General features: G+C 72.7%; 24 protein-coding genes. 16 read left to right on the top strand and 8 right to left on the bottom strand.

Annotated features, from left to right (window positions below):
- From ABD236_RS31335 to ABD236_RS31320, 4 genes are all read left to right on the top strand, one after another.
- Positions 1-914: pseudouridine synthase (locus tag ABD236_RS31335; protein ID WP_344079729.1), on the top strand; the 914-nt coding region annotated here is incomplete at its 5' end.
- A gap of 176 nt (positions 915-1,090) precedes the next feature.
- Positions 1,091-1,864, top strand: coding sequence for an adenylyltransferase/cytidyltransferase family protein (locus ABD236_RS31330; protein WP_344079725.1), 774 nt, complete (start codon positions 1,091-1,093; stop codon positions 1,862-1,864).
- Entirely contained in the window at positions 1,861-2,607 is a 747-nt protein-coding gene (locus ABD236_RS31325; RefSeq protein WP_344079722.1) for an NUDIX hydrolase, read from the top strand. The genes ABD236_RS31330 and ABD236_RS31325 overlap by 4 nt, the downstream gene beginning before the upstream one ends.
- A complete protein-coding gene (locus tag ABD236_RS31320; RefSeq protein ID WP_344079718.1) occupies positions 2,604-3,629 on the top strand; it encodes an ADP-ribosylglycohydrolase family protein in 1,026 nt (341 codons plus the stop codon). Before ABD236_RS31325 ends, ABD236_RS31320 begins: the two co-directional genes overlap by 4 nt.
- Positions 3,630-3,647: 18 nt before the next feature.
- On the opposite strand, the gene ABD236_RS31315 is transcribed toward ABD236_RS31320, so the two are convergent.
- The 3 genes from ABD236_RS31315 to ABD236_RS31305 are packed head-to-tail and all read right to left on the bottom strand — an operon-like array spanning position 3,648 to position 5,207.
- On the bottom strand, positions 3,648-4,340 hold the full coding sequence (locus ABD236_RS31315; RefSeq protein ID WP_344079715.1) for a nucleotidyltransferase domain-containing protein: 693 nt from the start codon (positions 4,338-4,340) through the stop codon (positions 3,648-3,650).
- 17 nt (positions 4,341-4,357) lie between these two features.
- A complete protein-coding gene (locus tag ABD236_RS31310) occupies positions 4,358-4,831 on the bottom strand; it encodes a Rieske (2Fe-2S) protein (RefSeq protein ID WP_344079712.1) in 474 nt (157 codons plus the stop codon).
- Between the two features lie 58 nt (positions 4,832-4,889).
- Positions 4,890-5,207 (bottom strand): DUF952 domain-containing protein, encoded by a 318-nt coding sequence (locus tag ABD236_RS31305; RefSeq protein ID WP_344079709.1) that lies wholly within the window; start codon positions 5,205-5,207, stop codon positions 4,890-4,892.
- 123 nt (positions 5,208-5,330) lie between these two features.
- Here ABD236_RS31305 and ABD236_RS31300 point away from each other — a divergent pair, with 123 nt between their 5' ends.
- The 4 genes from ABD236_RS31300 to der all read left to right on the top strand — a co-directional run bounded on the left by ABD236_RS31300 (position 5,331) and on the right by der (position 9,408).
- A complete protein-coding gene (locus tag ABD236_RS31300) occupies positions 5,331-6,416 on the top strand; it encodes a prephenate dehydrogenase (protein ID WP_344079706.1) in 1,086 nt (361 codons plus the stop codon).
- A 108-nt stretch (positions 6,417-6,524) separates the two neighbouring features.
- Positions 6,525-7,232, top strand: coding sequence for a (d)CMP kinase (cmk, locus tag ABD236_RS31295; protein ID WP_344079703.1), 708 nt, complete (start codon positions 6,525-6,527; stop codon positions 7,230-7,232).
- 59 nt (positions 7,233-7,291) lie between these two features.
- Positions 7,292-7,879, top strand: coding sequence for a lysophospholipid acyltransferase family protein (locus tag ABD236_RS31290; protein ID WP_344079745.1), 588 nt, complete (start codon positions 7,292-7,294; stop codon positions 7,877-7,879).
- Between the two features lie 71 nt (positions 7,880-7,950).
- The gene (gene der / locus ABD236_RS31285) at positions 7,951-9,408 is read left to right on the top strand and encodes a ribosome biogenesis GTPase Der (protein ID WP_344079700.1); all 1,458 of its coding nucleotides are present in this window, start codon (positions 7,951-7,953) and stop codon (positions 9,406-9,408) included.
- 83 nt (positions 9,409-9,491) lie between these two features.
- Here der and ABD236_RS31280 read toward each other — a convergent pair whose 3' ends face one another.
- The gene (locus tag ABD236_RS31280; RefSeq protein WP_344079697.1) at positions 9,492-9,920 is read right to left on the bottom strand and encodes a hypothetical protein; all 429 of its coding nucleotides are present in this window, start codon (positions 9,918-9,920) and stop codon (positions 9,492-9,494) included.
- A 238-nt stretch (positions 9,921-10,158) separates the two neighbouring features.
- A complete protein-coding gene (locus ABD236_RS31275) occupies positions 10,159-10,932 on the bottom strand; it encodes a hypothetical protein (RefSeq protein ID WP_344079694.1) in 774 nt (257 codons plus the stop codon).
- A 526-nt stretch (positions 10,933-11,458) separates the two neighbouring features.
- On the opposite strand from ABD236_RS31275, the gene ABD236_RS31270 reads away from it, so the two are divergent.
- The gene (locus ABD236_RS31270; protein ID WP_344079692.1) at positions 11,459-12,178 is read left to right on the top strand and encodes a transglycosylase family protein; all 720 of its coding nucleotides are present in this window, start codon (positions 11,459-11,461) and stop codon (positions 12,176-12,178) included.
- A 99-nt stretch (positions 12,179-12,277) separates the two neighbouring features.
- Here ABD236_RS31270 and ctaD read toward each other — a convergent pair whose 3' ends face one another.
- Positions 12,278-13,987 (bottom strand): aa3-type cytochrome oxidase subunit I, encoded by a 1,710-nt coding sequence (ctaD, locus tag ABD236_RS31265; protein ID WP_344079689.1) that lies wholly within the window; start codon positions 13,985-13,987, stop codon positions 12,278-12,280.
- A gap of 485 nt (positions 13,988-14,472) precedes the next feature.
- On the opposite strand from ctaD, the gene ABD236_RS31260 reads away from it, so the two are divergent.
- Positions 14,473-14,688, top strand: a complete 216-nt coding sequence (locus tag ABD236_RS31260) for an I78 family peptidase inhibitor (RefSeq protein WP_344079686.1) — start codon at positions 14,473-14,475, stop codon at positions 14,686-14,688.
- 130 nt (positions 14,689-14,818) lie between these two features.
- On the opposite strand, the gene ABD236_RS31255 is transcribed toward ABD236_RS31260, so the two are convergent.
- Complete coding sequence (locus tag ABD236_RS31255) at positions 14,819-15,817, bottom strand: phosphatase PAP2 family protein (RefSeq protein WP_344079683.1); 999 nt, start codon at positions 15,815-15,817, stop codon at positions 14,819-14,821.
- A 523-nt stretch (positions 15,818-16,340) separates the two neighbouring features.
- Here ABD236_RS31255 and ABD236_RS31250 point away from each other — a divergent pair.
- Positions 16,341-17,990, top strand: a complete 1,650-nt coding sequence (locus tag ABD236_RS31250; RefSeq protein WP_344079680.1) for an MFS transporter — start codon at positions 16,341-16,343, stop codon at positions 17,988-17,990.
- A gap of 133 nt (positions 17,991-18,123) precedes the next feature.
- The gene (locus ABD236_RS31245; protein ID WP_344079677.1) at positions 18,124-19,323 is read left to right on the top strand and encodes an acyl-CoA dehydrogenase family protein; all 1,200 of its coding nucleotides are present in this window, start codon (positions 18,124-18,126) and stop codon (positions 19,321-19,323) included.
- Between the two features lie 30 nt (positions 19,324-19,353).
- Here the strand turns inward: ABD236_RS31245 and ABD236_RS31240 are convergent, their stop codons facing one another.
- Positions 19,354-19,788: a cell division protein SepF gene (locus tag ABD236_RS31240; protein ID WP_344079674.1), complete on the bottom strand. Its 435-nt coding sequence runs from the start codon at positions 19,786-19,788 to the stop codon at positions 19,354-19,356.
- A gap of 314 nt (positions 19,789-20,102) precedes the next feature.
- On the opposite strand from ABD236_RS31240, the gene ABD236_RS31235 reads away from it, so the two are divergent.
- From ABD236_RS31235 to ABD236_RS31220, 4 genes are all read left to right on the top strand, one after another.
- Positions 20,103-21,323, top strand: coding sequence for a DUF5685 family protein (locus ABD236_RS31235; RefSeq protein WP_344079671.1), 1,221 nt, complete (start codon positions 20,103-20,105; stop codon positions 21,321-21,323).
- A 175-nt stretch (positions 21,324-21,498) separates the two neighbouring features.
- Complete coding sequence (locus ABD236_RS31230; protein WP_344079668.1) at positions 21,499-22,287, top strand: DUF1684 domain-containing protein; 789 nt, start codon at positions 21,499-21,501, stop codon at positions 22,285-22,287.
- Between the two features lie 194 nt (positions 22,288-22,481).
- Positions 22,482-23,387 carry a S1 family peptidase gene (locus ABD236_RS31225; protein WP_344079666.1) on the top strand — a complete coding sequence of 302 codons (906 nt, stop codon included), beginning with the start codon at positions 22,482-22,484 and terminating at the stop codon, positions 23,385-23,387.
- A 160-nt stretch (positions 23,388-23,547) separates the two neighbouring features.
- Entirely contained in the window at positions 23,548-24,027 is a 480-nt protein-coding gene (locus tag ABD236_RS31220; RefSeq protein ID WP_344079664.1) for a hypothetical protein, read from the top strand.
- Positions 24,028-24,038 lie beyond the last annotated feature (11 nt).

The following is a 24,038-nucleotide window of genomic DNA, read 5'->3' as shown; positions in this document are numbered from 1 at the left end:
CCGCGCGCGGCGGCGCCAAGGGCGGCCCCAAGGCGCCCCAGGGCGGCGGCCAGCCGCGCCGCGGCCCGCACGGCCAGCGCCAGGCCCCGGCCCGCTCGCGCGAGCTCGACGCCAAGATCGAGCAGCGCAACCGCGACCGGTACGCGGACAAGCCCGACATCAAGCTCCCCAAGACCTTCCCGGGCGCCGAGCAGGAGGGCGAGCGGCTGCAGAAGGTGCTCGCCCGCGCCGGCATGGGATCGCGCCGCGCCTGCGAGGAGCTGATCGAGCAGGCCCGCGTCGAGGTCAACGGCGAGATCGTGCTCGAACAGGGCATGCGCGTCGACCCGGAGAAGGACGAGATCAAGGTGGACGGCCTGACCGTCGCCACCCAGTCGTACCTGTTCTTCGCGCTGAACAAGCCCGCCGGTGTCGTCTCCACCATGGAGGACCCGGACGGCCGCCAGTGCCTCGGTGACTACGTGACCAACCGCGAGACGCGGCTCTTCCACGTCGGCCGGCTCGACACCGAGACCGAGGGCATCATCCTGCTCACCAACCACGGCGAGCTGGCCCACCGGCTGACCCACCCCAAGTACGGCGTGAAGAAGACCTATCTGGCGGCCATCACCGGCCCGCTGCCGCGCGAGATCGGCAAGCGGCTCAAGGAAGGCATCCAGCTGGAGGACGGCTACGCGCGCGCGGACGCCTTCCGGGTCGTCCAGCAGACCGGCAAGAACTACCTGGTGGAGATCGAGCTCCACGAGGGCCGCAAGCACATCGTGCGCCGCATGATGGCCGAGGCCGGCTTCCCGGTCGAGAAGCTCGTCCGGGTCTCCTTCGGCCCGATCGCGCTCGGCGACCAGAAGTCCGGCTGGCTGCGCCGCCTCACCAACACCGAGGTCGGCATGCTGATGCGCGAGGTCGGCCTGTAGCCGCCCGCCCACCCCGGTACCGAGCCCGGCCCCTGACCGACGGGGGCCGGGCTCGCCGCTGTGTGCGCCCCCGCGGATGCCCCCCGCGCGCCTGTTGTGCGCGCCCCCGGCCCGCCTTTATAGTCATGGTGACTATTAAAAAGCGTGCGGTACGACGGGGGGAGGGGGCGACGGCGGTGCGGCGGTACGGACACGGTCTCGTGGTCGGCACGTTCTGTCCGCCGCACGCCGGCCACCACCACCTCGTACGGACCGCCGAGGACCGCTGCGAGGCGCTGACCGTGTTGGTGTGCACGGCGGCCGGGGAACTCGTGGCGGCCCGGACGCGGGCGCGCTGGATGGCCGAGGTCCATCCGCGCGCCCGTGTCGTCCGCTCGGTCCGCTCCGTGCGCACCGGCGGCCGCGTCGACGCGGTCTTCACGTCCGAGCGGCACGGGGACCCGCTCGCCCGGGCCTTCGGCGCCGAGCATGTGTGCGTCGACGCCGAGCGGGCGCTCTTCCCGGTCTCCGCCGCCGCCGTGCGCAAGGACCCGGTGGGGTGCTGGGACTTCCTGGAGCAGCCGGTACGGGGCTGGCTGACCCGGCGGGTCGCGGTGCTCGGCGCCGACCCGGCCGCCACCACGCCGGCCCGTGCGCTGGCCGAGCGCTACCAGCGGCGCGGCGGGGTCTGGGCGGGCACCCGGTGGGTGCCCCGGTGCGAGCGGGCGCGCGAGGAGCACGCGGCGCGCACGGGGGCGCCGGTGCTGTTCTGCGCGGCGGGGACCGCCCGCGCCGCACGGCACCTGTGGCTGCTCGCCGGCCCGCAGGAGGGCGGACTGCCCGACCACGGCCGCAAGGTCGTGCTGCGCGGCGCGGGCCCGGCCGGGATGCTGGGCGCGGCCGTCGACGCGGTCGACACCTTCCTGGGCGAGAGCTGGGGCCTGGACGAGCCGCCCGGGGGGCGGTGGTGAGCGCGGCGGGCCCGGCCCGGGTGCCGGAGGGCTACGACCCGCACGCCTTCGAGCCGTTCGCGGTCACCGTCGACCTCGCGGTCTGCACGGTCCGCGACGGCGCCCTGCACATCCTGCTGATCCGGCGCGGCGAGGAGCCGTACAAGGGCGAGTGGGCGCTGCCGGGCGGGTTCGTGCTGCCCCGCGAGAGCGCCGGGCAGGCGGCGCGGCGCGAACTGGCCGAGGAGACCGGGCTCCCGGACGAGGTGGTCGCGGGGCTGCATCTGGAGCAGCTGCGCACCTACAGCGACCCCGACCGCGACCCCCGGATGCGGGTGGTCTCCGTGGCGTACACCGCGCTGGTGCCGGACTTGCCGGAGCCGCACGGCGGCGGTGACGCGGCGCACGCGCAGTGGGTGCCGTTCGGCGCGTACGCAGGCCTCGCCTTCGACCACGAGCGGATCGTGGCCGACGCGCGCGACCGGATCGGCGCCAAGTTCGAGTACACCTGCCTGGCCACCGCCTTCTGCCCGCCCGAGTTCACGCTCGGCGAGCTCCAGCAGGTCTACGAGACGGTCTGGGGGACCGCCCTGGACCGCCCCAACTTCCGACGCAAGGTGCTCGCCACGCCCGGCTTCGTCGAGCAGGTGGCGGGCGCCGCGCGTCTGACCGGCGGCCGGGGCAAACCGGCCGCGCTGTACCGGGCGGGCGCGGCGACCGCGCTGCACCCCCCGCTCCTGCGGCCGGAAGGACGACCCTCATGACCACGCGACTCAACAGCCGGGCCAAGCAGGCGGCGACCGGCTCGCTGCTCGGACTCGCGCTCGGCGACGCACTCGGCTTCCCCACCGAGTTCATCGGGGTGCCCGCGATCCTCGCCAAGTGCGGACCCTGGCGCGAGATGCGGCTGCCCTCGCCCGCGTTCGTCACCGACGACACCCAGCTGACGCTGGCGGTCGGCCAGGGCATACGGGCCGCCATGGACCGGGGTCTGCTCGGGCCGCGCCGCCTGGAGGGGCCGGTGCGCGAGGGCTTCGTGCGCTGGTACCACTCCGCGGAGAACAACCGGGCGCCCGGCCGCACCTGCATGGTCGCCTGCGGGCTGCTCGACACCGAACTGCCCTGGCAGCAGGCGAGCCGGCTCGGCTCCAAGGGCTGCGGCGCGAACATGCGGGTGGCGCCGGTGGGCCTGGCGCCCGGGCTGAGCGAGGAGCAGCGGGCGGGCGCCGCCCAGCTCCAGTCGGCCCTCACCCACGGCCATCCCACGGCGCTGGCGGCCAGCGACCTGACGGCCCGCGCGGTCCACCTGCTGGCCCAGGGCGCGGACCCGGTGGGCCTGGTGGGCCAGCTGCGCTCGTACGCGTACGAGAACCGCACCCGCTACCACGACCGCTGGCTGGGCGACCTGTGGACCTACGCCCACGACGAGTCGCCCGCCGCCTTCATCGCGCGCGGCTGGGACGAGTGCCTGGACGCCCTGGACCGCGTCCTCAAGGCCCTGCGCAACCCGTCGCCGGAGACGGACCCGTGTCTGGAGACCGGTGACGGCTGGGTGGCCGAGGAGGCCCTGGCCACGGCCCTGGTCTGCTTCCTGCTGTTCCCGGCCGACCCTCTGACGGCGCTGCGCCGGGCGGCCTGCACCAAGGGCGACTCGGACTCCATCGCCTGTCTGACGGGCGCCTTCGCGGGCGCCCACCTGGGGGCCGCGGCTTGGCCGAAGGAGTGGGCGGAGCGCATCGAGTACCGAAGCGAGCTGCTGACGCTGGGGGCGCTCTGGGACGCCTGAGCCGGCCCGTGGCCGGGGCTAGGCGTGCGCCCGGAGCGCCGAGTCGCGCCGCACCCGGAACAGGAAGTCCGCCACCCGGGCCTCGTCCGGGTCCGGGGGGAGCGGGGTGCGGGTGGTCTCGCGGGTGGACTCCTCGTGCAGGCGGGCCATCCAGGACTCGACCTGCGGCCAGGGGACCTCGCCGCGTCTGACCGCGAGGAGGCGGTCGCGGCCGGGGCCGACGTCGATCGTCAGGACGCCGGTGCGCAGCAGGTCGCGGCAGCTCGTCATCAGGCGCAGCAGGTGCATCGCGTGCTTCCAGCGCGGGGCGCCGTGCTGTCGTACGTCCGCCTCCAGCTTCTTGCGCTGGCTCATCGCGTAGGCGGTGAAGGCGGTGTGGGCGCGGCGGGAGAGGAAGGCCTCGCGCAGGGAGAGGAGCTCGCGGCCGGTGTCGTCCAGCTGCTCGACCAGCGGGGAGTGCAGACACTCCAGGATGTTGGGGTTGGCGCGCAGGGCCAGTTCGCAGAAGCGTTCCAGCTCCCAGCTGAACTGCTCCTGCGCCGGGCCCTCGACATGCGCCGGGGGCTTGTCGAAGCGCCAGAACAGGGGCGTGGGGGCCACGTAGACGCCCCTGCGGTCCGTGTCGCTCGTCGACGTGGCAAGGCCGAAGGCGCGCGAGCCCATCACACAGGAGTAGACGGTGTGGCCGTGGACGAGCTGCTCGGGCGTCATCCGCCGATTGTGGCCGGTCAGGCCAGGCGGATCGAACCGTTTTCGACCGTGATCCGCTCGGCCGGGAGCGGCCGCGGCGCCGGGCCCGCCACCACCTTGGCGTCGGCCACCTGGTACTTGCTGCCGTGGCAGGGGCAGTTGATCGTCCCGTTGGCCACGTCCTTCACCGTGCAGCCCTGGTGGGTGCAGATCGCCGAGAACGCCTTGAAGGTGCCCGCCGCCGGCTGGGTGACCACGACCTTCTTCGCCGCGAAGACCTTGCCGCCGCCGAGCGGGATCTCCGACGTCTTCGCCAGTACGTCGCCCCGGGGGGAGCCGGAGGACGCCTGCGGGGTGTCCGGGGCGAACGCGACCGGGGGAGAGGTCGCGGGGTGGGTGGGCGTGGCGCTCGTACCGCCGCTCTTCTTGTCGTCGCTGCTGCCGCAGCCGGTCAGCGCGGCCGTGCCGGCGGCCGCCGCGAGCACCGCGCGGCGGGAGGTTGGCGTCGTCATGGGCAGCATCTTGGTGCAACCCCGCGGCGAAGTCCGTGACGCGCGCGTGCCGTACGCCCTATGGCGCAACCCAGTCCCCGCCGTCCCGGCGCAGCCGGACCGCCTCCGCCACGGCCTGCCGCCCGACCGGCCCGTAGACGTGCGGGAACGCCTGCTCCCGGCCCTCCCAGCGGACCTCGGCGGCCAGCCGCGACTCGTCGATCCCCAGCAGCAGGAGCGGGCCCGGCGCGTCCCGGTAGAGGGCGTTCGCCACCCTCAGCGCGGCGGCGGGGTCGGCCGAGCAGTGGACGAAGCCCTCGGAGGCGAGCGAGGCCGGGGCGTACGGGCCGGGTTCGGACGCCGTCCACTCCGGCTCGGGCACGACGTGGAAGATCATGGTCCCGTTCTACCGCACTCCCGCCGTCCCGGGGCGGCCACCTCGCCCCCGGCTGACTAGGCTGAACGAGCACCGCCCGACGTCCGCCCCGGCGCAGCCGCCGCACTTCGCAAGGATCACCCCGTGAGGACCGCACTCGTCATCGGTACCGGCCTGATCGGTACGTCCGCCGCGCTGGCCCTCGCCGCACGCGGCGTCGCCGTCCACCTCGCCGACCACGACCCGGCCCAGGCCCGCACCGCGGCCGCGCTCGGCGCCGGGACCGACGAGGCGCCCGAGGGCCGGGTGGACCTGGTGATCGTGGCCGTGCCGCCCGCCCACGTCGCCGCCACCCTGGCGGAGTCGATCCGCTCGGGCGCGGGCCGGGCGTACCTCGACGTCGCCAGCGTCAAGGGCGGCCCCCGCCGCGAGCTGGAGGCGCTGGGCTGCGACCTCACCGCCTACATCGGCACCCACCCGATGTCCGGCAAGGAGCGCTCCGGCCCGCTCGCCGCCACCGCCGACCTCTTCGAGGGCCGGCCCTGGGTGCTCACCCCGACCCGGGACACCGACACCGAGGCCCTCAACCTCGCCCTGGAGCTGGTCGCGCTCTGCCGCGCCGTGCCCGTGGTGATGGACGCGGACGCCCACGACCGCGCGGTCGCCCTCGTCTCGCACACCCCCCAGCTGGTGTCGTCCATGGTCGCCGCCCGGCTGCGGGAGGCCGACGAGACGGCGGTACGGCTGTGCGGGCAGGGCATCCGCGACGTCACCCGGATCGCCGCCTCCGACCCCCGGATGTGGGTGGAGATCCTCTCCGCCAACCCGGGCCCGGTCGCGGACGTGCTGGCCGGTATCGCCGCCGACCTGGACGAGACCGTACGGGCGCTGCGCTCCCTGGAGTCCTCCGACGAGCAGAAGCGGCGCGGCGGCGCGGCGGGCGTCGAGGACGTGCTGCGGCGCGGCAACGCGGGCCGCGAGCGCGTCCCCGGCAAGCACGGCGCCGCCCCCGCCGCGTACGAGGTCGTCGCGGTGCTCATCAGTGACTCGCCCGGCGAGCTGGCCCGGATCTTCGCGGACGCGGGCCGCGCCGGGGTCAACATCGAGGACGTGCGCATCGAGCACGCCACCGGCCAGCAGGCCGGCCTGGTCCAGCTGATGGTCGAGCCGGCCGCGGCCCCGGGCCTGACGGCGTCGCTGCGGGAGCGGGGCTGGGCGATCCGGCAGTGACCCCGGGCCCGGGGCGCCGGGCGGGCGGGGACCTGGGCGCACGTATGAGCCAGTAACCTTGTACGGGGGCGGATGCCTGCCCGCCCACCCCGTCCCCGTACCAGGAAGGTGTCCGTCACCGTGGAAAGCGCCGCCCGGACCGCCCCGGCAGCTGTGATCGTCGCCATCGACGGCCCTTCCGGCACCGGCAAGTCCAGCACCTCCAGGGCGGTCGCCGCCAAGCTGGGGCTGAGCTATCTGGACACCGGCGCCCAGTACCGGGCGATCACCTGGTGGATGATCACCAACGAGATCGACACCGAGGACCCGGCGGCGATAGCGACCGCGGCCGCCAAGCCGGTGATCGTCTCGGGCACCGACCCGAACGCGCCGACCATCACCGTGGACGGCCTCGACGCCTCCGGCCCGATCCGTACGCAGGAGGTCACCGCCAAGGTCAGCGCGGTCAGCGCGGTCCCCGAGGTGCGCGCGCTCGTCACCCAGCTCCAGCGGGACACGGCCGCCGCCGCCCCCGCCGGGATCGTGGTCGAGGGCCGTGACATCGGCACCACCGTGCTGCCGGACGCCGACCTGAAGGTGTTCCTCACCGCCTCCCCGGAGGCGCGCGCCGCCCGCCGCAGCGGTGAGCTGAAGGGCGTGGACGTCGCCAGCACCCGCGAGGCGCTGCTCAAGCGGGACGCGGCCGACTCCGGCCGCAAGACGTCCCCGCTGGCCAAGGCCGCCGACGCGGTCGAGGTGGACACCACCGAGCTCACCCTCGACCAGGTCATCGAGTGCGTGGTCACGCTCATCGAGGAGAAGCGGGCCGCCGAGTGAGGCACCTGCCTGTCACGGAGCGCGGCGCCGAAGTGGGGCGCCGGATCGGCGTGGGGCTGATGTACGGGCTGTGGAAGCCCCGGGTGCTCGGCGCCTGGCGGGTGCCGGCCGGCGGCCCGGTCATCCTCGCCGTCAACCACGCGCACAACATCGACGGGCCGATGCTGATGGGGACCGCGCCGAGACCGGTGCACTTCCTCATCAAGAAGGAGGCCTTCGTCGGGCCGCTCGACCCGTTCCTGCGCGGGATCGGCCAGGTGAAGGTGGACCGGTCGACCGTCGACCGGACCGCGATCGACCAGGCGATCGGGGTGCTCGACGGCGGCGGGGTGCTGGGGATCTTCCCCGAGGGCACCCGGGGCGAGGGCGACTTCGCCTCGCTGCGCGCCGGGCTCGCCTACTTCGCCCTGCGGTCGGGGGCGCCGATCGTCCCGGTGGCGGTGCTGGGAAGCACCGAGCGCCGCGGACGGTTGATAAAGGCGCTGCCGCCGCTGCGCAGCCGGGTGGACGTCGTCTTCGGCGACGCCTTCGACGCGGGCGACGGCAGTGGCCGGCGGACCCGTACGGCGCTGGACGAGGCGACCGTACGCATCCAGGAGCGGCTCACCCGCCACCTGGAGAACGCCAGGCGCCTCACCGGGCGCTGAGCGAGACTTGGGACTTGAGTAGTGGACCGGACGCCCGGTCCATCGATGACGCAGAACGAGGAACGGACTTCATGAACGACCAGCACGACCACGGAGCGCTTGGCGACGCCGAGTACGCGGAGTTCATGGAGCTCGCCGCGGAAGAGGGCTTCGACATCGAGGACGTCGAGGGCGCGATCGAGGAGGCGGGCCACGGCCCGCTGCCCGTCCTCGCCGTCGTCGGCCGCCCGAACGTCGGCAAGTCGACCCTGGTGAACCGCATCATCGGCCGCCGTGAGGCGGTCGTCGAGGACAAGCCGGGCGTCACCCGCGACCGCGTCACCTACGAGGCGGAGTGGGCCGGCCGCCGCTTCAAGGTCGTCGACACCGGCGGCTGGGAGCAGGACGTGCTCGGCATCGACGCGTCCGTCGCCGCCCAGGCGGAGTACGCGATCGAGGCCGCCGACGCCTGTGTCTTCGTGGTGGACGCCAAGGTCGGCGCCACCGACACCGACGAGGCCGTCGTCAAGCTGCTGCGCCGGGCCGGCAAGCCGGTCGTGCTGTGCGCCAACAAGGTGGACGGCCAGTCGGGCGAGGCGGACGCCGCCGCGCTGTGGTCCCTCGGCCTCGGCATGCCGCACCCGGTCTCCTCGCTGCACGGCCGCGGCACCGGCGACATGCTGGACGCCGTCCTGGAGGCGCTGCCCGAGGCGCCCGCGCAGACCTTCGGCGGCACGGCCGTCGGCGGCCCCCGCCGGATCGCGCTCATCGGCCGCCCGAACGTCGGCAAGTCCTCGCTCCTGAACAAGGTGGCCAAGGAGGACCGCGTCGTCGTCAACGAGCTGGCCGGCACCACCCGCGACCCGGTGGACGAGCTCATCGAGCTCGGCGGGGTGACCTGGAAGTTCATCGACACCGCGGGCATCCGCAAGCGGGTCCACCTCCAGCAGGGCGCGGACTACTACGCCTCGCTGCGCACGGCCGCCGCCGTGGAGAAGGCCGAGGTGGCGGTGATCCTGATCGACGCGACCGAGAACATCAGCGTCCAGGACCAGCGCATCATCACCATGGCCGTCGAGTCGGGCCGTGCCGTCGTCATCGCGTACAACAAGTGGGACGACCTCGACGAGGAGCGCCGCTACTACCTGGAGCGCGAGATCGAGACCGAGATGCAGCAGGTGTCCTGGGCACCGCGCGTCAACGTCTCCGCGCTGACCGGCCGCCACATGGAGAAGCTGGTCCCGGCGATCGAGACCGCGCTGGCGGGCTGGGAGACGCGCGTCCCCACCGGCCGGCTCAACGCCTTCCTCGGTGAGATCGTCGCCGCCCACCCGCACCCGATCCGGGGCGGCAAGCAGCCGCGCATCCTCTTCGGCACCCAGGCCGGCACCAAGCCGCCGCGCTTCGTCCTCTTCGCCTCCGGCTTCCTGGAGCACGGCTACCGCCGCTTCGTCGAGCGCCGGCTGCGCGAGGAGTTCGGCTTCGAGGGCACCCCGATCCACCTCTCGGTGCGGGTGCGCGAGAAGCGCGGCGCCAACAGGAAGAAGTAACCCCCGCTGCGGGGGCTGCCCCGGGGGCTACCGCCTCTTGGAGCCGGTCTTCGAAGACCGGCTCCCAGCCCCCGGCACGGGTGTCACAGCCCCCGTCGGGGGCCGGGCGGCAGTGCTGCCGGGAGCTGGTGGAGCCCGGTGTGCTGCCGCCCTGTCGTGGGCCCGGTGCCGCTGTTGGCCGCGCCGCTCAGCTGCCAGGGCGCGCCGCTGTGCGCGGGGTACGGCTGGAAGCTCGGGACGGTCTGCGGCACCGAGGAGTGCGTGGGCTGGTGGTGCTGGTGGGCACCCCTGAAGCCCAGGGACCCCGAGTGGCCGACGGCCGCGAAGCCCCGGAAGCCGAGGTCGTCCTCGCCGCTGCGGTCGCCCGGCAGGGCCCGGAAGGACCGGCGGTACTCCGAGTACAGCGCGTCGTAGATCGGGGTGGCCGAGTGGCTTCCCAGCAGGTCCTGCGCGGGGCGCATGGAGGGGATCTGCGACTGGTACGGCTGGCGGGAGGGCTCGTATGTGTGCACGTATGTGCCAACGACCCCGGCGGCCGTCGGATGCGGGCTGACGGCAGATATCACGCATCACCGGATGCACGGGGTGATCCGGGCGCACGCGGGGCGCTCACGCGGCGGCCGGGGCCGGGGCCGGGGTTGCGGGGACGGCTCAACGGGTCCGGGGCCCGGGCCGGTGCGCGGTCCGGGCCCCGGATCGTGGGGCTGAGGCGGCGGGGGCTTTCGGGGCTGAGGCGGCGGGGCCGTCAGCTCACGTGCCCGCCAGCGGCATCGCGGCCGACACCAGGGTGCCGTCCGAGGCCGCCTTCTCCAGGGCGTCGCGCAGCAGGTCCTCGCGGGGCTGCTGGCCGATGGAGCCGACCGGGGCCGCGAAGACCAGGACGCGCTGGGTGCGGTTGGCGGCGGCGCGCCAGCCCTCGGTCACCTGGAGCGGCTGGTGGGCCTGCCACCAGGAGACCGGGCTGCCGCCGCCTCCGGTGCCGGGCTGGAGGATCGCGTGCAGCTGGCCCATGGCGAGCAGCACCGACCAGCCGGAGAGCACCGAGGGCATCCGGCCGACGTCGGTGACCGGGACGAAGCCCTGCTCGATCAGGAGCGGCAGGAACTCGTCCGTGGTGCCGCCCGAGCCGGGGCGGGCGATCGGGGCGGTGGGCTCCACGACCAGCGCGGGGTGCAGCGCGCCCTCGATCAGGATCAGCCCGCTGGTGATGCCGAGCACGGCCTGCTCGGGCGCGGCGCCGCCGAACTCGTCGCCGGTGATGGAGCGCACGGCCCCCTGCAACTGCTCCTCGGAGACCTGGACGACCTGGGAGGGGATGCAGGAGGCGTGGGCGAAGGCGAGGACCGCGGTCTCCTCGCCCACGAAGAGCACGGTGCTGGTGGCCTCGTGCTCGGAGTCGCCAGGGGTACGGCAGGAGGTGCAGTCGTAGCTGCCCGGGGCGTTCTCGCCGGCGAGCAGCCGGTCGGCTTCTTCGTCGCCGATCTCGGCGCGGACGTCCTCGCTGACGTCGAGCATGCGCGGCACGGGTGGCTCCTACTGGATGCGTGCGCCGGGTGGTTCCCGGCTCCTGAAAGGACAACGGCGGATCTGTGGCAGGGGTCACGCCCCAGGGCGAACGGAATCGAACCACCGGGCGCGGAGGGTGAGAGCGCCCCCGGAATCCCTTACTCCATGTCAACCCATGGCGGCTGCACGGAAGTTGGGCCGGTGAACTGAGTCACAGATCGTACGGGGCCCGGGTCGACAAATCCTGAAATCGCTCAATCAAGTGGGTGTCCGGAAATAGCTGTTACTCCAGGTAACAGTCAACTGGCCTGGAATGACAAGGCATTGGTTGATACCAGAGCGAGCCCGTCCCTACATTCCACGCCGTGTGCACCGAGCACCGCCCGGGCAGCCCGCCCCGTACGGCCGCACGAAGCTACGACTCGTACGACCGCACCACAGGCACAGGACGACCCCGGCGGGCGGGGCGGCACGGAACGGGACGCCGGACGCGTCGCGGGGCCGTACCGCCTGGGAGTCCCGGGTCCTTCGGAAGAGGGACTTCATGTCTGTTGGTACCAGTCGTTCCGGCTCGAAGCGCGGGCGCGGCACGATGGCGGCGATCGGCGCCGCCGTGGTGGCGGCGCCGCTGGCGCTGCTCGCCGTCTCCGTCGGCCCGGCGAGCGCGGCGGACGGTGCGGTGTGGGACCGCATCGCGCGGTGCGAGAGCGGCGGAAACTGGCACATCAACACCGGCAACGGCTACTACGGCGGACTCCAGTTCTCCGCCGGCTCCTGGCGGGCGTACGGCGGCGGGGCGTACGCGTCCACGGCCGACCGGGCCAGCCGGACGCAGCAGATAGCCGTCGCCACCCGGCTCCAGCACGCTCAGGGCTGGGGCGCGTGGCCCGTCTGCGCCGCCAGGGCGGGGGCGTACGGGGACCCGCCCTCGGCACCCAAGCCGTCGGGTCACAAGACCAAGACCAAGACCAAGACCAAGACCAAGCCCAAGGCCGAGCCCAGGTCCGCGCACGAGGCACAGCCCAAGCGCGAGGCGCGCAAGGCCACCACCGGCCGGGCCGAGGCCAAGGCCCTGCCGGCGAGGGCGCCCGTGCGGGCCGACCGCGGCGCGCGCGGCGGCGACTACACCGTGCGTGCGGGCGACACCCTGTCCGCCGTCGCCGAGGCGCACGGCACGACCTGGGAGGCGCTCTACGCGGCCAACAGGGCCGTCATCGGCGGCGACCCGGACCTGATCGTGCCCGGCCAGCGGCTCGCCCTCTAGGCGGTACGGCCCCGCACCACGAGTATTACAAGCGCTACGAGCACCACCGCCCCGCCCGGTCCCGCGACCGGGCGGGGCGGTCACCGTCCCCCAGCGCGCCTACAGGCCCTGGGCGTCCTTCTCCCTCTCCGGCTCCTTGGGCCGGTCCGGCAGGAGGTCGTCGCGGAACGGCGCGAACTCCGGGTGGTGCAGGTCGAACGCGGGCGACTCGGTGCGGATCCGTGGGATGGTCACGAAGTTGTGGCGCGGCGGCGGGCAGGAGGTCGCCCACTCCAGCGAGCGCCCGAACCCCCAGGGGTCCTCGACCTCCACCTTCGTCCCGTACTTCGCGGTCTTCCAGACGTTGTAGAGGAACGGCAGCGTGGACATGCCGAGCAGGAAGGCGCCGATGGAGGAGACCGTGTTGAGGGCGGTGAAGCCGTCGGCGGCCAGATAGTCGGCGTAGCGGCGGGGCATGCCCTCGGCGCCCAGCCAGTGCTGGACCAGGAACGTGGTGTGGAAGCCCACGAAGAGCGTCCAGAAGTGGATCTTCCCCAGCCGTTCGTCGAGCATCTTTCCGGTGAACTTGGGCCACCAGAAGTAGAAGCCGCCGAAGGTGGCGAAGACGACCGTGCCGAAGACGACGTAGTGGAAGTGGGCCACCACGAAGTACGAGTCGGTGACGTGGAAGTCGAGCGGCGGCGAGGCGAGGATGACACCGGTGAGCCCGCCGAACAGGAAGCTGATCAGGAACCCCACGGCCCAGAGCATCGGTGTCTCGAAGCTGAGCGAGCCGCGCAGCATCGTGCCGGTCCAGTTGAAGAACTTCACCCCGGTCGGCACCGCGATCAGGAACGACATGAAGGAGAAGAACGGCAGCAGCACCGCGCCGGTGGCGAACATGTGGTGCGCCCACACCACGATCGACAGACCGGTGATGCACATGGTGGCGCCGACCAGCGTGGTGTAGCCGAAGATCGGCTTGCGTGCGAAGACCGGGATGATCTCGGTGATGATCCCGAAGAACGGCAGCGCGATGATGTAGACCTCGGGATGGCCGAAGAACCAGAAGAGGTGCTGCCACAGCAGCGCGCCTCCCCACTGCGGTTCGAAGACCACCGACCCGAACCTGCGGTCCGCCTCCAGGACGAGCAGCGCGGCGGCCAGCACCGGGAAGGCGAGCAGCACCAGGATCGAGGTGAACAGCACGTTCCAGGTGAAGATGGGCATCCGGAACATGGTCATCCCGGGGGCGCGCATCCCGATGATGGTGGTCAGGAAGTTCACCGCGCCCAGGATCGTCCCGAACCCGGAGAGCGCGAGCCCCATGATCCACAGGTCGGCGCCGACGCCGGGGGAGCGGGTCGCCGAGTTGAGCGGCGCGTAGGCGAACCAGCCGAAGGCGGCGGGGCCGCCGGGCACCAGCAGCGAGCCCAGCACGATCAGCCCGCCGAACAGGAACAGCCAGTACGCCAGCATGTTGAGCCGGGGGAACGCCACGTCGGGGGCGCCGATCTGGAGCGGCATGATCTCGTTGGCGAAGCCCGCGAAGGTGGGGGTGGCGAAGAGCAGCAGCATGATCGTGCCGTGCATGGTGAACATCTGGTTGAACTCGTTGTTCGACATGATCTGCAGGCCCGGCCGGGCCAGCTCGGCCCGCATGAACATGGCCATCAGCCCGGCGATCAGGAAGAAGACGAACGACGTGATCAGGTAGAGGTGGCCGATCTTCTTGTGGTCGGTGGTGGTCAGCCAGTCCACGACCACCCGGCCCGACTGCCGGGCCTCCTCCGGTTCCGCCTGCGCGGTCGCCGCCGTCTCGGTACCCATCGCCGCCCCCACTCAGGTGTCAGGCATCAGGCCGGTAGCCATGATGCTCGTGCGGGTGCCCGGTCCGACAGGGCGCGTACCGACCGGGATAGGCGCATACGAGCCAACGCGCCGGACGCAGCCGACGGCGAAGCGGAACCGGCGTCGGTGCGGATCGTGTAAGGATGCCGTGAATTCCCCATGGCCCGTCAATTTCCCACGCGGAGGGGTCGGAGGGAAATTCGGGCGGATGTTTCGGGAGTGCTCGGGAGGGAATTCCGTAATGCGTCCGAACGGCCCGTCGGGGTCTGTGCGATTTCCGGGCGGCGTGACCGGAACTCCCCGTACGAGTGACCAAGTTCGAGGCAAACCCCGCCCATGATCCTGTGACACAAGTGTGACCGGCGGGGGACGTGGTGCGGACAGCGGTAGGGCAGCGGCCCGGGCTCCCGGCCCCGCGCCGCCCCGGCTTCCGCCCCCGCCCCGGGGCGCCTACGGTGGCGGGTATGGCACCGATACCGACCCCCGCAGCCCAGCCCGACGACACCCCGGAGGCCTATGTGGGCCTCGCCGGTGAGGCCGCCGAGCGGCTGGCCCGCGCGCGCGGCTGGACCACCGTCAGATCGCTCGCCCCCGGCTCGATCATCACCATGGAGTACCTGGAGGGGCGGCTGAACTTCGAGGTGGCGGACGGCACGGTGATCCGCTGCTGGCGCGGCTGAGCCGCTCGCGTGAGGACGACGAAGGCCCCGGTGCTCCGAGCGGAGTGCCGGGGCCTTCGCCCTGCGGGGGTTGGTTGTGCGTACCGTTCCCGCTGTCCGGAGGGTCGTGTGGAGGGCTGTCCGGAGGGTGTCAGCCGCCGACGGGGCGCGCCGGGGCCGGGCGCGGGGAGCGCTCGGAGTGCTGCGGGCGCCTGGGCGCCGCCGGGGGCTCCGGCGGGCGGTCGGGGCGCGGACCCGTGCCCGGCGGCCGGGCGGGGCCGCGGGCACCGGCGGCGCGCCCGCCACTGGCCGCGCCCACCGGCTCGCGTACGGGCGTCTCGTCCTCGCTCGCGGAGCGCTGGGCGAACACGCCGGGCAGTGTGCCGGCCGGAACGGGCGGTGCCGCAGCGGCAGTTCCACGGGCGCGCCACTTGTTCCGCAGCGCGAAGACCAGCGCCTCGGCGCGGGCGATCACCGGCTCGCACCAGGGCAGCGCCAGCAGGATCAGCAGTCCGGCGGCCCAGCCGAGGAGCACATCGCTCACCCAGTGCGTACCGAGGTAGACGGTGGTGGCGCCGACGCCCAGGGCGACCACGGCCGAGATGACCGACAGCCAGCGCCGGGCCCTGGGAGTGGTGGCCAGATAGGCGAGGATGCCCCAGGTGACGACCGCGTTGGCGGTGTGGCCGGAGGGAAATATATCGCCGCCCGCGAAGAGCTCGGCGGAGCCGATCTGCGTCGCGTAGTGCGGACCGAGGCGGCCCAGGCCCAGCTTGACCGCGCCGACCGTGATGTTCAGGAGCAGCAGCGAGGCGCCGAGCGCGAGCAGCGGGCGCAGGGTGTGCTGGCGCCAGGATCTCCAGCCGAGCCAGGCCGCGACCATCACCGCGGTGGGGCCGCGCTGGCCCAGCACCACGAAGTAGTCGAGGAAGGCGTGCATCTGCGGCCACTGCTCGTAGGGCCGGAACAGCATGACCTTCCAGTCCAGCTCGACGAGCCAGGACGAGGCGAGCACGGCGACGACGATGGCGACGTAGAACGCCATCGTCGCGCTGAAGAGGATCACGCGGTGACGGCTCATCCGCGGGATCGCTATCTTCGGCGGCTCGGGCTCCCGGTCCAGACGGGCGAAGATTCGGTCGGTACGCACTCAATCGACGTTACAGCGAGTGAGTGACGGCCCAGGCCGATCCGGCGGGTTTGTGATGACGATGTGATGTGGAGTATGTCTCACGTCACGGTTTATTCCCGGGCCCGCGAAATGGGTGGATGACCTTGGAATCTATTTCTTCGCAGGCCACTCAGGAACGCGCATTGATTCCGCTGAACAGATTCTCCGGGAAGCGGGGCGGAATTCATCGTTCGGCCATCCTGCCTGGCACCGGGTGCCAGGATTCACCGACACGGCGTGCCAAGATCATTAATGCCCCGGGGTGCGGACCTCCCCACTCCGTCCGCTGTGGCGCACGCCACAGGGTGCGCCCAAGGGGGTGAGAGGTGTACCACGTGCTGATGGCTGGAACTCGCGTACGCTGACGAATCACTCGCTCGTCGATGCCGGGCCCGCACCGGACCGCGCAGGTCCAGGGTCCACCGAGAGCGGGGCCGACGCGTCACCGCGAGGACGGCGTGTCCCGGGACCCCCACCGGGCCGCCGTACAGGAGGTACACACATGGCAGGAACGACGACGGACGCCGCACGCGCGCGTGCGACCGCCGGCGGCGCCAACCGCTGGGTCGTCCTCGTCGTCCTCTGTGTCAGCCTGCTGCTGGTCGCGCTGGACGCGACCGTGCTGCACGTCGCCGTCCCCTCGGTCACCGAGGACCTGCGCCCCAGCGCCACCGCGCTGCTCTGGATCGTCGACGCCTACCCGCTGGTCTGTGCCGCCCTGCTCATCCTCTTCGGCACCCTCGGCGACCGCGTCGGGCGCCGCCGGGTGCTGCTGCTCGGCTACGGCATCTTCGGTCTGGCCTCCGCCGTCGCGGCCCTGGCCGGGTCGGCGGAGCTGCTGATCGTGGCCCGCGCGCTGCTCGGCGTCGGCGGCGCGATGATCATGCCCGCCACGCTCTCCATCCTCCGCGCGGTCTTCCCGGACCGCCGCGAACGCGCCACCGCCATCGGCGTGTGGACCGCGACCGCCGCGATCGGCGCCGCCACCGGACCCGTGCTCGGCGGCTTCCTGGTCCAGCACTTCTGGTGGGGCTCGGTCTTCCTGATCAACATCCCGCTGATGGCGCTGATCCTGCCGCTGGGCCGCAGGCTGCTGCCGGAGTCCAGGGGCAGCGCGGACGGGCCGTGGGACGTGCTCGGCGCGCTGACCGCCGCCGCCGGTGTGATCACCCTGGTCCTCGGCGTCAAGCGGATGGGCGCGGGCCACGGGCTGCTCGACCTCCTCACCCTGGGGCCGCTGTGTGCGGGCACCGCCTTGCTCGCCCTGTTCGTACGGCGCCAGAAGCGGCGCGCGCACCCGCTGGTCGACATGCGGATGTTCGCCCGGCCCACCTTCTCCACCTCGGTGGGGTGCATCGTCCTCGCCATGCTGGCGCTGGTCGGCCTGGAGCTCATAGCCGTCCAGTACCTTCAGCTGGTGCTAGGGCTCAGCCCGCTGGAGACCGGGCTGCGGCTGCTCCCGCTCACCTTCGCCGCGATGGCCGCCGGGGCCACCGGCTCGTACACCCTGCGCAGGTTCGGCCCGCGCACGATGGTGGTGTGCGGCTTCGCGCTGACCGCCGCCGCCGTGCTGCTGCTCGTCCTGATGGGCGGGCACGACCGGCCGCTGCTGCTCACCAGCGCCTTCATAGTCCTGGGCTTCGGCCTTCAGACGACGCTCTTCGGGGCGTACGAGTCGATGCTGAGCGAGGCGCCCGCCGACTGCGCGGGCGGCGCCGCCGCGATCGGCGAGACCTCCTACCAGCTCGGCGCCGGCATGGGCATCGCCCTGCTCGGCAGCGTGATGAACGCGGCCTACGCCCCGGGCCTCGACTCGGTCCCCGGTGTCCCGCGCGAGGCGTCGGCGGGCGCGGCCAACTCGCTGGGCGAGGCCTATGACCTCGCGGACCGCCTCGGCGGCCCCGCAGGCGCCGCCCTGCGCAGCGCCGCCGAGCACTCCTTCGTCCATGGGCTGCATGTGACGCTGCTGGTCAGCGCCGGGCTGCTGGTCCTGGGCGCGCTGGCCGCGCTGCGGCTGCCCCGGGTGATGGAGTGCGGGGCGCAGCCCACCGAGCTCGCGCCGGGGCTCCCCGAGCAGCGCTCCGAGCTCCATCTGCGGGTCCCCGCGGCGGCGGGCGCCGAGGCGTCGGGCTCCGCGGCCGGCGGCTCCTGAGAGCGGGGCCCCGCGCGCGGGGGCGGGTCTGGACGCGCGGCACACTGAGCCGTAACGTCAGCGGACAGCAATAACTACCACCGCTAGTTTTAGCTGAGCCGCACAGGTTCCCAGGGACGCCGGAGGCATCCTCATGTCCGCACCCGCCAAGCTGCCCCCCTTCGACCCGGCCGACCCGCTCGGGATCGACGACCTGCTGAGCGACGAGGACCTCGCGATCCGCGACACCGTCCGCTCCTGGGCCGCCGACCGGGTCCTGCCGCACATCGCCGAGTGGTACGAGAACGGCGAGCTCCCCGGCATCCGCGAACTCGCCCGCGAGCTCGGCTCCCTCGGCGCCCTGGGCATGTCGCTGACCGGTTACGGCTGCGCGGGCGCCACCGCCGTCCAGTACGGCCTGGCCTGTCTGGAGCTGGAGGCCGCCGACTCCGGCATCCGCTCACTGGTCTCGGTCCAGGGCTCGCTCGCGATGTACGCGATCTGGAAGTACGGCTCCGAGGAGCAGAAGCAGCGGTGGCTGCCCTCGATGGCGGCGGGCGAGACCATCGGCTGCTTCGGCCTCACCGAGCCCGACCACGGCTCCGACCCGGCCGGGATGCGGACGTACGCCAAGAGGGACGGCACCGACTGGGTGCTCAGCGGGCGCAAGATGTGGATCACCAACGGCTCGGTCGCCGGGGTCGCGGTGGTCTGGGCGCAGACCGACGAGGGCAGCGGCGGGATCAGGGGATTCGCCGTCCCCACCGACACCCCGGGCTTCTCGGCGCCCGAGATCAAGCACAAGTGGTCGCTGCGGGCATCGGTCACCAGCGAGCTGGTGATGGACGAGGTGCGGCTGCCCGCGGACGCGGTGCTGCCGGGGGTCACCGGGCTCAAGGGCCCGCTGAGCTGTCTCTCGCACGCGCGGTACGGAATCGTCTGGGGCGCGATGGGCGCGGCCCGCGCCTCCTTCGACGCGGCGGTGGAGTACGCCAAGACCCGCGAGCAGTTCGGCAGGCCCATCGGCGGCTTCCAGCTCACCCAGGCCAAGCTCGCCGACATGGCGGTGGAACTGCACAAGGGCGTCCTGCTCGCCCACCATCTGGGGCTGCGCATGGACGCCGGGAGGCTCCGTCCGGAGCAGGTCAGTTTCGGAAAGCTCAACAACGTCCGGGAGGCGATCGAGATCTGCCGCACCTCGCGCACGGTCCTCGGGGCCAACGGGATCTCGCTGGAGTACCCCGTGATGCGGCACGTCACCAATCTGGAGTCGGTGCTCACCTACGAGGGCACCGTGGAGATGCACCAGTTGGTGCTGGGCAAGGCGCTCACCGGGCTCGACGCGTTTCGCTAGGCGTCCCTGGCGGTCCGGTGAGCGCCCTGCTCAGCTCTGGTTGAAGAAGCCGCCGGTGGCGCGGCCCGCGGCCTCGCCGCTGACGATCTGGGTGTCGGCGGGGGTCAGCAGGAAGACCCTCGTCGCCACGCGCTCGATGGAGCCGCGTAGTCCGAACGTCAGACCGGCCGCGAAGTCCACGACGCGCTTGGCGTCACCGGGCTCCATGGACGTGAGGTTCACGATGACCGGGACGCCCTCGCGGAAGAGCTCGCCGATGCCGCGCGCGTCACGGAAGCCGTCGGGCGTGACCGTGGCGATCCGCCGGCCCTGCTCGTGGGCCGCCTCGGAGGCCACCCGCACCCGCGGGTCCGTCACCCAGGCTTCGCCGGACCCGGCTTCCTCGGTGTACTCGTCGTCGTAGTAGCGGTCGTCGTTGTCCTCGACAAGCCCCAGCCAGGCACTCGCCTTGCGCACCGATCCCATGGACGCCTCCTCTCACAGCGGACTTCTTCTCATGCTTCTGCTCGCGTTCCGCACCCCTATGGTCGTCCATGATGCGGATACCGCGCCAAGTGGATAGCCGCCGCGCAGGGGATTCGTGACGGTACTGGTGCAGAAGATGTGGCGAATCGTCAGCTTTCTTCCGCTGTATGACGGGTAACGGATACAAAATATGAACTTCCGTCCAGACGGGTGATGCGGCAGACGTACGGGTGAACGGATCGCTCGATACGATGCCTGCCGCACTGTTGAACGAGCCGTGGGGCCAGCCGCCCCACGGCGCCCGGGGGAGCGTCGTGTTCGGAATCGTCAGGCCCTGCTCGCATCGGCTCACCGAGGGGCTGAAAACCGAGTGGATGGCCCATCTCTGCGGGCTCTGCCTGGCACTTCGCTCCGACCACGGCCAGCTCGCCAGGGTCGTCACCAACTACGACGGGCTGATCGTCTCGGTTCTGACGGAGGCTCAGGTCGAGAGCCGCACCGGGCGCAGGCGCACCGCCGGGCCTTGCCCGCTGCGCGCCATGCGCACGGCCCCGGTCGCACAGGGCGAGGGCGCCCGGCTCGCCGCGGCCGTCTCGCTGGTGCTGGCCTCGGCGAAGGTCCGCGACCACGTCGCCGACCGGGACGGCCTGTTGAGGCGCAGGCCGGTGGCGCTGGCCGCCCGCCGGGTCGCCGCGAGCTGGGACCGGGCGGGCGCCCGCACCGGCGCCTCCCTCGGGTTCGACACGGCGGTCCTGGTCGACGCGGTCGACCGGCAGACCGGCATCGAGGCGCTCGCGGGTCCGGGCACCTCCCTGCTCACCGTCACCGAGCCGACCGAGACGGCCACCGCCGCGGCCTTCGCGCACACGGCCGTGCTGGCCGGACGGCCGCACAACGCCGAGCCGCTGGCCGAGGCGGGCCGCCTCTTCGGACGGCTGGCGCATCTGCTGGACGCCGTGGAGGACCAGGCGGCCGACGCCGCGTCGGGTGCCTGGAACCCGCTCACCGCGACCGGTACCGACCTCGTCGAGGCCCGGCGCCTGGCCGACGACGCGGTGCACGGCATCCGGCTCGCCCTGCGCGAGGCCGACTTCGTCGACGGCAGGCTGGCGCACGTGCTGCTCGCCCATGAGCTGAAGCAGTCGGTGAACCGGTCCTTCGGCACGGCGGGCTGCGTCCACGGCGAGGCGGGCGCCCCCGCCGGCGCCCACGGCTCCCACCAGCCCGGCCCCTACGGATCGCCGCCGCCCGGCGGGCCGTACGCGCCCGTCCCCGGCAACCCGTACGGCTCGCCGCCGCAGGGCGAGGGCCCCCGGCCGCCCGCGCCGCGCGGCTTCCTCGCGGGGTGCGGCGTCTTCGCCGGGCTCTGCTGCACCTGCCAGATGTGCTGCGCCAAGGAGTACGAGGGCCCCTGGTCGCGGCGGAAGCACGAGGGCTTCTGCCGCGACTGCGACTGCTGTGATTCCTGCGACTGTTGCAATTGCTGCGAATGCTGTGATGGGTGCGACTGTTGCGACTGCGGTTGTGACTGCTGACGTACCGTCACGAAGCGTGCGCACAGGGTCACTTGTGTTCGGTGGGTGAGATCCGGGGCGCGGACGACGGCGACCGCGGCGGAAGAGGGCCGAGGAGGCCTCCGTACGGAATACTCCGGCTCGGCCCTGCGCTCGTACCTGGGGCTTCCCGCCCCCGTACGAAAGGGTCGAACACATGAGCATGGACGCGGCGCAGCAGTGGAGGGACTGGCACGAACGGCGGGCCGAGACCGTCTCGGCGCCCTACGGCCCACTGGCACTGATCGGGACCCACTGGCTCGCCGACGCGGTGGAAGGGCGAATTCCGGCCGTGCCGGGCGAGTGGCGCGAAGACGACGACGCGCTGGTGCTCACGGCCGCCCCCGAGGACGGGATCACCCTCGACGGAAAGCCCTTCGACGGTGAGGTGCGGCTGGCCGCCGACCACGCGCCGGTCGGTGAGTCCCGGCTGGCCCAGGGCGCGCGGCGGCTGGTGGTGATGCGCCGCGAGGGGCTGTGGGCGGTGCGGGTCTGGGACCCCGCCGCCGAGCGCCGGCGCGCCTTCGCGGGCATCGGGGCGACGCCGTACGACGCACGCTGGGCGGTGCCCGCCGTCTTCCGTCCGTACGAGCAGGCGCGGACCGTACGGGTGGCGAACGCCGACGGGGTGGAGCGCGGGCTCGGCCTCGGCGGGGAGCTCGCCTTCGCGCTCGACGGCCGGGAGCACACCCTCCAGGTGGCGGTCGAGGACGACGGCTCGCTCTGGGCGGTGTTCGCCGATGCGACCAGCGGGGACTCGACCTTCCGGTTCCGTTTCCTGCGCCCCGGCGCACCCGACGCGCACGGCCGGCTCACGGTCGACTTCAACCGCGCACTGCTTCCGCCGTGCGCCTTCGCGGAGCACTTCATCTGCCCCTTCCCGCCCCCGGGCAACACCCTGGACGTGGCCGTCGAGGCGGGCGAGCGGACCGTTCTCACTCGCTGACCCACGCTTCCCAAACCCCGGCAGCCCGGCCGAAAGGCGCTCTTGCGCCCCATGGCCGGGCGGCCGAATACTCCCTCCCAGCGCTTGTCAGGAGCACGGCTTGCGCTCAACAGTGCTGCCGTCAGCTCCGGCTGCGCCTCACGGGGTCCCCCCACCCAACTCGGGCCCCTCGATTCCCCTCGGGAGGAACAGAAGTGAGGATCAAGCGCACCACCCCCACCCGCCGCCGCCCTCTCGCGAGACGCACCAAGGCAGTCGCCCTCACCGCCGGGCTGCTCGCCGCCGGCGCGCTCGCGGTCCCCACCGCGAGCGCCACCCCGTCCCAGGCGTTCAGCGCCACCCAGCTCTCCGCCGCCAGCGCCGCCGTGCTCGGCGCCGATGTCGCGGGCACCGCCTGGAACGTCGACCCCGCCACCCACACCGTGGTCGTGACCGCCGACTCCACCGTGAGCAAGGCCGACATAGCCAAGATCAAGCGGCAGGCCGGCGCCAACGCCTCCGCCCTGCGCATCGAGCGGACGGCGGGCAGGTTCAGCAAGCTGCTCTCCGGCGGCGACGCCATCTACGCGCCGAGCTGGCGCTGTTCGCTGGGCTTCAACGTCAAGAAGGGCAGCACCTACTACTTCCTGACGGCCGGCCACTGCACCGAGGGCTACCCGAACTACTACACGAGCTCCTCGCACTCCACGAGCATCGGCCCGACGGTCGGCACCAGCTTCCCGGGCAACGACTACGGCCTCGTGCAGTACAGCAACACCTCGCTCTCCCACCCGAGCGCCGTGGGCAGCCAGCCCATCAGCAGCGCGGCCAACCCCACGGTCGGCCAGACGGTCACCCGGCGCGGCTCGACCACCGGCATCCACAGCGGCCGGGTCACCGCCCTCAACGCCACCGTCAACTACGGCGGCGGCGACATCGTGTACGGCCTGATCAGGACCACGGTGTGCGCCGAGCCCGGTGACTCCGGCGGACCGCTCTACGCCGGCTCGACCGCGCTCGGCCTCACCTCCGGCGGCAGCGGCAACTGCTCGTCCGGCGGCACGACGTTCTTCCAGCCCGTGGTGGAAGCCATGAACGCCTATGGCGTCAGCCTCTTCTGACGGCTGATCACCACGCTGCCCCGGCAGCGGCGAGCCCCCGTCCGGCCCTCGGGCGGGGGCTCTTCTCCCGCGTGCCGCCCAGGACCACGACTGCGCGCCATGCGCCTTTTTGGGAGGATGGTCACGGCGGAGAGGGCGACCGGACACACGGGGTGAGTCAGTGAAACGCATCGGAGTGACCGGTCACCGCGACATTCCCTCCGAGGCGCTGGACGAGATCCGCGCCTGTCTGCGGAGCCTGCTGTGCGGACACGACGGCTCGCTGGAGGCCCTCTCCAGCCTGGCGGCCGGCGCGGACCAGCTCTTCGCGGCCATCGCCCTGGAGTGCGGCGCCTCGCTGACCGTGGTCATTCCCAGTGGCGACTACGAGACGGGCTTCGCCGACCCCGGCGAACTCGCCCGCTACCGGGGGCTGAAGAGACGGGCGGCGCAGGAGGTGCGGATGGACTTCCCGCACGCCACCGACGAGGCCTACTACGCCGCCGGGGCCTATATCGCGGACAACTGCGACCGTCTGGTCGCCGTCTGGGACGGCCAGCCCGCACGGGGCCTCGGCGGCACCGGCGACATCGTCGCGTACGCCCGCGGCCTGGGCAGAGCGGTGACGGTGGTGTGGTGCGACGGGGTGCGCAGGCCCTGAGGCCCCGCTGT

Source organism: Streptomyces crystallinus (assembly GCF_039521265.1).
In the GTDB taxonomy this organism is placed as follows: domain Bacteria; phylum Actinomycetota; class Actinomycetes; order Streptomycetales; family Streptomycetaceae; genus Streptomyces; species Streptomyces crystallinus.
This window is presented reverse-complemented; position numbering and strand designations above follow the sequence as displayed.

Coding starts and splice junctions, on each gene's coding strand:
- ABD236_RS31320 (WP_344079718.1), top strand. CDS start 2,604: ATGACCACGCGACTCAACAGCCGGGCCAAGCAGGCGGCGACCGGCTCG.
- ABD236_RS31315 (WP_344079715.1), bottom strand. CDS start 4,340: ATGACGCCCGAGCAGCTCGTCCACGGCCACACCGTCTACTCCTGTGTG.
- ABD236_RS31310 (WP_344079712.1), bottom strand. CDS start 4,831: ATGACGACGCCAACCTCCCGCCGCGCGGTGCTCGCGGCGGCCGCCGGC.
- ABD236_RS31305 (WP_344079709.1), bottom strand. CDS start 5,207: ATGATCTTCCACGTCGTGCCCGAGCCGGAGTGGACGGCGTCCGAACCC.
- ABD236_RS31290 (WP_344079745.1), top strand. CDS start 7,292: ATGTACGGGCTGTGGAAGCCCCGGGTGCTCGGCGCCTGGCGGGTGCCG.
- der (WP_344079700.1), top strand. CDS start 7,951: ATGAACGACCAGCACGACCACGGAGCGCTTGGCGACGCCGAGTACGCG.
- ABD236_RS31270 (WP_344079692.1), top strand. CDS start 11,459: ATGTCTGTTGGTACCAGTCGTTCCGGCTCGAAGCGCGGGCGCGGCACG.
- ctaD (WP_344079689.1), bottom strand. CDS start 13,987: ATGGGTACCGAGACGGCGGCGACCGCGCAGGCGGAACCGGAGGAGGCC.
- ABD236_RS31260 (WP_344079686.1), top strand. CDS start 14,473: ATGGCACCGATACCGACCCCCGCAGCCCAGCCCGACGACACCCCGGAG.
- ABD236_RS31250 (WP_344079680.1), top strand. CDS start 16,341: ATGGCAGGAACGACGACGGACGCCGCACGCGCGCGTGCGACCGCCGGC.
- ABD236_RS31245 (WP_344079677.1), top strand. CDS start 18,124: ATGTCCGCACCCGCCAAGCTGCCCCCCTTCGACCCGGCCGACCCGCTC.
- ABD236_RS31240 (WP_344079674.1), bottom strand. CDS start 19,788: ATGGGATCGGTGCGCAAGGCGAGTGCCTGGCTGGGGCTTGTCGAGGAC.
- ABD236_RS31230 (WP_344079668.1), top strand. CDS start 21,499: ATGAGCATGGACGCGGCGCAGCAGTGGAGGGACTGGCACGAACGGCGG.